Source organism: Paractinoplanes hotanensis (assembly GCF_023717965.1).
GTDB lineage: Bacteria > Actinomycetota > Actinomycetes > Mycobacteriales > Micromonosporaceae > Actinoplanes > Actinoplanes polyasparticus.
The window spans coordinates 69,984-77,386 of record NZ_JAMQOL010000011.1 but is presented as its reverse complement, the minus strand read 5'-3'; the positions used below and the strand labels follow the sequence as shown (position 1 = coordinate 77,386).

At 70.7% G+C, this 7,403-nt stretch carries 6 protein-coding genes and 1 rRNA gene; 1 reads left to right on the top strand and 6 read right to left on the bottom strand.

Features of this window, described 5'->3' with window-relative positions:
* The first annotated feature begins 140 nt into the window (after window positions 1–140).
* Window positions 141–257, top strand: a 5S ribosomal RNA gene (gene rrf / locus LXN57_RS09805).
* Window positions 258–426: 169 nt separating this feature from the next.
* Here rrf and LXN57_RS09800 read toward each other — a convergent pair.
* Genes LXN57_RS09800 through cpaB form a run of 6 tightly spaced genes read right to left on the bottom strand, consistent with a single transcriptional unit; the run spans window position 427 to window position 7,378 of the window.
* Window positions 427–2,097, bottom strand: a complete 1,671-nt coding sequence (locus LXN57_RS09800; protein ID WP_251797715.1) for a GAF domain-containing sensor histidine kinase — start codon at window positions 2,095–2,097, stop codon at window positions 427–429.
* 45 nt (window positions 2,098–2,142) lie between these two features.
* Window positions 2,143–3,057, bottom strand: coding sequence for a type II secretion system F family protein (locus LXN57_RS09795; RefSeq protein WP_251797714.1), 915 nt, complete (start codon window positions 3,055–3,057; stop codon window positions 2,143–2,145).
* Window positions 3,058–3,061: 4 nt separating this feature from the next.
* Window positions 3,062–4,015: a type II secretion system F family protein gene (locus tag LXN57_RS09790; protein ID WP_251797713.1), complete on the bottom strand. Its 954-nt coding sequence runs from the start codon at window positions 4,013–4,015 to the stop codon at window positions 3,062–3,064.
* A complete protein-coding gene (locus LXN57_RS09785) occupies window positions 4,012–5,400 on the bottom strand; it encodes a TadA family conjugal transfer-associated ATPase (protein WP_251797712.1) in 1,389 nt (462 codons plus the stop codon). The genes LXN57_RS09790 and LXN57_RS09785 overlap by 4 nt, the downstream gene beginning before the upstream one ends.
* A complete protein-coding gene (locus tag LXN57_RS09780) occupies window positions 5,397–6,578 on the bottom strand; it encodes a CpaE/TadZ family protein (protein WP_251797711.1) in 1,182 nt (393 codons plus the stop codon). The genes LXN57_RS09785 and LXN57_RS09780 overlap by 4 nt, the downstream gene beginning before the upstream one ends.
* Window positions 6,575–7,378, bottom strand: a complete 804-nt coding sequence (cpaB, locus tag LXN57_RS09775) for a Flp pilus assembly protein CpaB (RefSeq protein ID WP_251797710.1) — start codon at window positions 7,376–7,378, stop codon at window positions 6,575–6,577. The genes LXN57_RS09780 and cpaB overlap by 4 nt, the downstream gene beginning before the upstream one ends.
* Window positions 7,379–7,403 lie beyond the last annotated feature (25 nt).

The window sequence follows — 7,403 nt, the reverse complement described above, 5'->3', positions numbered from 1 at the left end:
CTAATAGGCCGAGGGCTTAACCACCTTAAACTTTTTGCTCAACGCGTCCACTGTGTGATTCACAGCAAACGAACAACACGGAACCCGGCCGGTGACGGCTGCACGGTTCTGCTGGTTGTTGGTTTTTCGCTGATAGCTGTTTCGGTGGTCATAGCGGAGGGGAAACGCCCGGTCTCATTCCGAACCCGGAAGCTAAGCCCTCCAGCGCCGATGGTACTGCACTCGGGAGGGTGTGGGAGAGTAGGACGCCGCCGGACTCAACGTGAACAGTAGGCCCACCCCATCGCGGGGTGGGCCTACTGCCATTTCCGGACCATTTCTTCGCGCCGGCCGACGAGACGCCGGCCGACGAAACGCCGGCTACCGCCCGCGCACAAAGGGCCCGTGGCCTGGGGTGCTGGTCTCGGTGTGCGGACGCTTCAAGCGCTATCTGGGAAGTGACAGGCAGACTGTGGCGCCGCCGCCGGGGGTCTCCTCGAGGGCGATCTTGCCGCGGTGGCGTTCGAGGATGCGCAGGCAGGTGGAGAGACCTATGCCGTAGCCCTTCTGGTGCTGGGGATCGACCTGGGCGAACATCTCGAAGACGCGCTCGCGCTGCTCGGGTGGGATGCCGATGCCGTTGTCGGCTATCCGGATCATCCAGCGGCCGGACAGTGACGAGGCGCTGACCGAGATGCGGCAGGGGCGGTCGGGGTGGCGGTACTTCATGGCGTTGTCGATGAGGTTCTGCAGGAGTTGGCGCAGCAGCACCGGGTCGCCCTGGACGGTGGGCAGGTCGTCGGTGGCGGAGATCTGGGCCTGGCTGCTTTCCGCTGCGGTGCGCAGGTCGGCCAGCACGTCCAGCAGCACGGCGTTGAGCGGCACCGGTTCTGCCTGGTACGGAGTCTGGCCGGCCCGGGCGTACTTCAGCAGCGCGTCCACCAGCTTCTGCATCCTCTCCACCGAGCGGATCGCTCCGGTCAGCCACTTCCCGGCGCGATCGTCGAGGTTCTCGGAGTATTCGCCTACCAGTAGGTCCAGGAAGCCGTGGGCTGCCGCCATCGGGCGCACCAGGTCGTGGCTGACTGTGCCGGCGAAGTGTTCCAGTTCCTCGTTGGAACGGCGCAGCTCGACCAGCGCGGCTGACAACGCCTCGCCGCGGGCCGCGATCTCGGCGCTGGCCCCCTCGATCTCGCGTCGGTACGCGCGGTCGGCCGTCACGTCGTTCAGCGCGGCGACCGCGCCTTGCACTCGGCCCGTGTCGTCCACGATGCGACGTCCCGTACAGCTCAATTGCATCACCGGACGACCCGGCGCCCGCACTGTCATCTCGGCGTTCTGCACCAGTCCTTCGCGCAGAGCGCGCAGCAGCGGCACCTCGTCCGGCTGCAGCCGGCGCGTCCCGTCGGCGTCGAACAGGCCGTAGTGATCGGGCAGCGCGGCCGGGTCCAGCGAAGCGTCGGCCTCCAGCCCGTGCCATTCCCGGGCGGCCCGGTTGAACATCGTGACGTGGCCGTCCGCGTCCGCGACCACCACCCCCACGTCGATCGTCTCGAGCACCGTGGTGGTGAACTGCTTGCGCAGCTCGGCCTCGATGGCGAGCTTCTCGTTGAGCCGGGCCTGACGGCGCCGCTCGAACAGGGCCACCAGCACGTCGGCCAGGTCGGCGAGCCGCCCGGCCTGGTCGTCGGTAAGTTCCTTGACGCGGTCGTCGAAGACGCACAGCGTCCCCAGGGCGTACCCCTCGGGGGTGATCAGCGGCGCCGAGGCGTAGAAGCGGACCGAGGCCAGCGCGCCGGTGACCCAGGGGTTGTGGCGGTAGAGCGGATGCTGACGGGCGTCGCTGACGTGGACGAACTTGCCGGAGCGGAACTGGATGGCGCACATCGAGTCGGACCGGGCCGTGTTGCCGCCCTCGAAGCCGTACGTGGTGAGCTGGCACTGCCGGCTCTCGTCGATCAGGTTGAGGGTCGCGGTCGGCACCCCGGCCACCAGCGCGGCGACCCGCACCACGGTGGTCAGCTCGTCGTCGGCGGGCGCGTCGAGCAGGCAGTACTCGTGCAGGACAGCGAGCCGGCCTTCCTCGTCGAGGTCGGCGCCGACGGTGATCACGTCCACTTATCGGCAGGAAACGGGACTGTCTGAGAGGTTCCGGGGCGGGGCTCAGAGCCCGGTGGTCATGATGTTGATGATCGCCGGACCCAGCACCACGATGAAGATCACCGGGAACAGGCAGAAGATGACCGGGAAGAGCAGCTTCACCGTCACCTTCTGAGCCTTCTCCTCGGCGTACTGGCGGCGGCGGGTGCGCTGCTCGAGGGCGTGCTCGCGCAGGATGCCGGCCACCGAGATGCCCAGTTCACCGGCTTGCACGAGCGCCGTGACGAGTGTTTTCAGGTCCCGTACGGTGGTCCGCGCGGCCAGCGAACACAGGGCTTCCGTGCGGGGCACGCCGAGGCGCATCTCCTGCAGCACGCGGTTGATCTCGTCGGGCATGGGGCCGCGCAGCAGCACCGCCACCTGGGCCATGGCCGCGTCCAGGCCGAGGCCGGACTCGACCCCGATGACCATGGCGTCGAGCACGTCGGGCAGGGCCCGGGTCAGCGCCGCCTGCCGCTTGGTGCCGGCGTTGTACACGAGCAGATCGGGGATGTTCATGCCGATCAGGGCGCCCGCCAGCAGGCCGGGCAGCACCCACGGGCCGCCCGAGCGCGTGCCGACCCACCAGCCCAGGAGGCCGAGCGCCACGGCGCCCACCACCCGGGCCCGGATGACCCGGTCCAGCGGCCACTCGGCGGGGTTCTCGGCGTAGTCGAGCCCCTGGGACAACCGCTGGCGGATCCGGGGCCGGGTGATGACGTCGCCGATCCGCTGGATCGCGCGGACGACGGGGGCGCGCAACCTGCCGCCGAGGGGCTGTCCGACTGCCCGGGACGCGTTCCGGCTGCTCTCGAACTCGGCCAGGATGCGCAGCATCCGCTGGCGGCGGCTGGCCGGGACGGTGACGGCGGCCGCGGCGCAGGCGACCGCGAGCACGGCGGCAGCCGCGGCGACCGAGACCAGCGTTCCGGCCGTCATGGGGTCAGACCTCGATCTTCGTGACCGAGCGCAGCCACAGGCTGCCGACGATGACCATCAGGAGCGCCACGCCCAGGATGACCAGGCCGAGGGCAGTCTGCCAGAGCACCTGCATGTATTCGCGCCGGGTGAGGAACAGGAGGCCGGTGGCGAAGATCGGCAGGGCGACCAGCACGTACGCCGAGATGCGACCCTCGGCCGACAGCGAGCGCACGTGCCGGCGCAGGTAGGCGCGCTCGCGCATGGTCTCGGCGGTGGTCTGCAACACCTCGGACAGGCTGCCGCCGGTCTCCTTCTGCAGGCGCAGGGCCAGCGTGAGCCAGCTCAGTTCGGGGCTCTGGAGGCGCTCGCCGGCCCGCTCCAGCGCATCCTCGAAGTCGCCGCTGATCCGCGACTCGGACAGGGCCCGGGCGAACTCCTCGGCCACCGGCCCCTCGTCGTCGCGGACCGCCGCGTCGACCGACTGCTGCAGCGTGAAGCCGGAGCGCAGCGCGCTCAGGATCAGCTGGAGCAGGGCCGGCAGGTCGTCGGCGAACCGCTGCCGCCGTCGGCTGATCTTGGCGTTGAGCAGGATGCCGGGCACGAGGAAGCCGAGCAGCAGGCCGAGCACGAACCCGGCGACGACGTGGACCAGGGCGGCCAGCGCGACGGCGGAGGTGACCGCGACCCCGGCCCGCAGGACCAGCCACTCGGTGGGGCGCATCTGGGCGCCGGCCTGGTCGAGCTTGTCCGTCGACCGGCCGGCGAGCCTGGTCAGGCCGGGGGACTGCTCGACCACGTCGCCCGCCGCGTGCTGGAGGCGGCGCAGCAGGGGCTCGTCGTTCCGGCGGTCGCCCGCGGTGTACTGCTTCAGCGTGGCCAGGCGGCGCTGCATCGGCGTACGGCCGAAGATCCTCTCGACCAAGACGAAGAACAGCAGGAACGCGGCCGCGCCGGAGGACACCGCGACGAAGATCATCGGGCACCGCTGAAGAGGCTGGCAGGCAGGGTCACGCCGTACATGGCCAGGGCGTCGACGAACCGGGGGCGGATCCCGGTCGGCTTGAGCTGGGCCAGGTGGGGCGGGACGTCGCTGGTGACCTCGAGCAGGAACAGGTCCTGGAGCGTGACGGTGTCGCCCTCCATGCCGACCACCTCGGTGAAGTGGCTGACCTTGCGCGAGCCGTCCTTGAACCGGGTGATCTGGATGATCAGGTCGACGGCCGACGAGATTTGGTCGCGGATGGCCCGGCTCGGCAGGTCCATGCCGGCCATCAGCACCATGGTCTCGAGCCGGCTGACGGCGTCGCGCGGCGTGTTCGCGTGCAGGGTCGTCAATGAGCCGTCGTGACCGGTGTTCATTGCCTGCAGCATGTCGAGCGCGGCGGCGTCGCGGACCTCGCCGACGACGATCCGGTCGGGGCGCATCCGCAGCGCGTTGCGCACCAGGTCGCGGGCGTTCACCGTGCCCCGGCCCTCGGCGTTGGCCGGACGCGATTCCAGGCGTACGACATGGTCCTGCCCCAGGCGGAGCTCGGCGGCGTCCTCGATGGTCACGATGCGCTCGTCGGCCGGCACGAAGCTGGAGAGCACGTTGAGGATCGTCGTCTTGCCCGAGCCGGTGCCGCCGCTGACCAGCACGTTGCGGTGCCCGCGGACGCAGGCGTCGAGGAACTCGGCGGCGGGCCGGGTCATCGTGCCGTACGAGATGAGGTCGCCCACGGTCAGCGGCGTCGCCGAGAACTTCCGGATCGTCAGCGACGCGCCGTCCAGGGCGATCGGCGGCACGATGGCGTTGACGCGGCTGCCGTCGGGCAGGCGGGCGTCGACCATCGGACTGGCCTCGTCGACGCGGCGACCGACCCGGGCGCAGATGCGGTCGATGATCCGGCGCAGGTGGGATTCGTCGTCGAACTCCACCTCGGTGCGCTCGATGCGGCCGAACCGTTCCACGTAGACGTTCTTGGCGCCGTTGGCCATCACCTCGTTGACCGACGGATCGCGCAGCAGCCCCTCGATCGGCCCGTGCCCGAGGACCTCGTCGGTGATCTCCTTGACGATGCGCGCCCGGTCGCTGCCGGAGAGCGGGGTCTCCTCCCGGGCCAGCAGGTCGGAGAGCACGTCGCGGACGCGGGCATCGAGCGCCTCGTCCTCGCCGCGACTGGCGTACAGCGTCGGGCCGAGCTCGTCGGCCAGTCGGCGCTGGATCCTCAGGCGTACGTCGTAGACGGGGTCCGCCGCCTGCCGCCCGGCCGCCCGGTAGCGGTTCGCGGATCCGCGCCGGTCGGCCTCCTCGAGGTGCTCGGACTCCTCCTCGGGATTGGTCTTGTTCCCGTACATGCCGAGCCGGGCGGACAGGCTCATCGCGGCACCTTCTTCCGGCGGCCGAACAGGCCGCGTTTCGGCTCCGGCGCGGTCTCGGTGCCGGCGCAGCGGTCGGCGAGCTGCCGGATGGCCCGGCTGACCGGGTGCAGCGGCTCGGTGACCATCAGCGGCTCGCCCTGGTTGATCGAGAGGGGCACGTCGCGGCTGGAGGGCACGAGCGAGGCGAACGGCATGCCGATCGCCTCCTCGACGTCGGCCGTGGTCAGACCGACCTGGGTGTTGGCGCGGTTGAAGACGAGCAGGCTGCGGTCGCGCGGGTACTCCAGCATGTCGGACATCTCGACGGTCAGGCGCACCGACTTCAGCGCCGGCAGGTCGGGCGTGACGATCGGCACGAACCAGTCGGAGACGTCCAGCGCCGCCAGCACCTGGTCGGTGACGATGGCCGGGGTGTCGATGATGATGAAGTCGTAGTGCGGCCGGGCCACGTCGAGGATCTCCAGCACGAGCTCGCGGCGGACGTGCTCGCCCTGCGCCGGGTTGCCCGGCGCGAGCAACGCGTCGACCCCGGGCCGGTACGGGGTGACGATCGACCGCAGACCGGGCTCGTCGAGGCGGCCCGCCATGGCGATGCCGCCGGCGATGCTGCGGTCGGGTGGCAGCTTCAACATGATGGCCACGTCGCCGAACTGGAGGTCGAGGTCGACGATCAGCACCCGCCGGGCGCCGCCGGCCCACAACGCCACGGCCAGGTTGACCGCGACGAAGCTGCGGCCGCAGCCGCCCTTGCCGGCGAACACGGTGATGATGCGGCCGAGCGGCGTGCCCTCGGCGCCGGAGCGGAGCGACGTGCTGAGCGCCTTGGAGATGTCGACCGAGCGGCCGGTCGCCTGGCGGACCTTGTCCCAGTCGGCCTCCTCGACGACGTCGCGGACGCCGGCCTGCAGACAGCGGATGACCTCGGCCGGCAGGATCGTCCGGCGGATCAGCACCACGCCGATGAGCGGCCGCTGCAGCCTCTGGTAGGCGGTGAACATCAGCGCCTCGTCGAGGTCGACGCTCGCTCCGATGAGCACCAGCAGCGTCTCGGGGTAGCGAGGCAGGTGAGCCTCGAGCTCGGCCATGCTGTGCACGATGGCGCCGCCGACCGACTGGAATTCGGGCCCGCGCTCGGCCAGCGTCTCGCGATCCGGCTCGAGGTAGACGTAGAGACTCATCCGGCATCCCCGCTCTCGACGACGGTCGGCGTGGCGGTCACGGTCGCCTTCGCGCCCTGCAACGCCAGGTGCAGGTAGCCGCGGTTGTAGCCGTTGATCAGCGCTTCGGCCTGGTCGGGGGTGACGGCCAAAGTGGCCACGTAGCGCAGCAGGGTGACGGTGGTCGTGGGGCTCGGGGCCGGGCTCGCACCGGCCGAGCCCGAGGCGTGCGGCTGTCCGCTGGGCGAGAGCAACGTGGCGATGTTGGGCGGAACGCTCTCGCCGACACTGAGGACGGTGGCCGTCGGCAGCACGACCCAGGTCTTCTGCGGGTTCTCCGCGGTGTCGTCCTTGGGCGCGGTGACGTACACGGTCACCTTGTCGCCGCGCTTCACGTTGCCGGCGACCTGCCGGGCGATGCCGAGCTCGACGCTGATGGCGAGCTGCTTGGGCGGCACCTTGAAGGTCGCCGCCGGCTTCGGGACCGCCTTCACGGCCGGATCGAACTGCCGGGTCAGCAGCATCTGGTCGGGCTGCAGGGTGGCGTTGAGCGCCTTGGCGTCGAGCGCCGGGCCGAGCTTGGTCAGGGCGCCGGACGGCACGGTCTCGGCCGGCATCAGCACCTGCCGCACCAGACGCCGCGAGCGGATCTGGGCGCCGGTCGTGCCGCTCGGGATCGCCTCGGTGGCCAGGAGCACCCAGACGCCCTTCTTGCCCTCGACGGCCCGGCGGTCGGCGCCGCTCGCGTAGGCGACCACCGCCACCGCGCTGAGGATCGCCAGCACGGCGGCGACGCCCAGCAGCACGATCCGTCGGCTCATGTCCCCCGCCCCCCTCGCGACCCCG

What these genes read in the sequence shown, in the direction of transcription:
- cpaB (WP_251797710.1), bottom strand. Translation starts at nt 7,378, where the DNA reads ATGAGCCGACGGATCGTGCTGCTGGGCGTCGCCGCCGTGCTGGCGATC.
- LXN57_RS09795 (WP_251797714.1), bottom strand. Translation starts at nt 3,057, where the DNA reads ATGACGGCCGGAACGCTGGTCTCGGTCGCCGCGGCTGCCGCCGTGCTC.
- LXN57_RS09785 (WP_251797712.1), bottom strand. Translation starts at nt 5,400, where the DNA reads ATGAGCCTGTCCGCCCGGCTCGGCATGTACGGGAACAAGACCAATCCC.
- LXN57_RS09780 (WP_251797711.1), bottom strand. Translation starts at nt 6,578, where the DNA reads ATGAGTCTCTACGTCTACCTCGAGCCGGATCGCGAGACGCTGGCCGAG.
- LXN57_RS09790 (WP_251797713.1), bottom strand. Translation starts at nt 4,015, where the DNA reads ATGATCTTCGTCGCGGTGTCCTCCGGCGCGGCCGCGTTCCTGCTGTTC.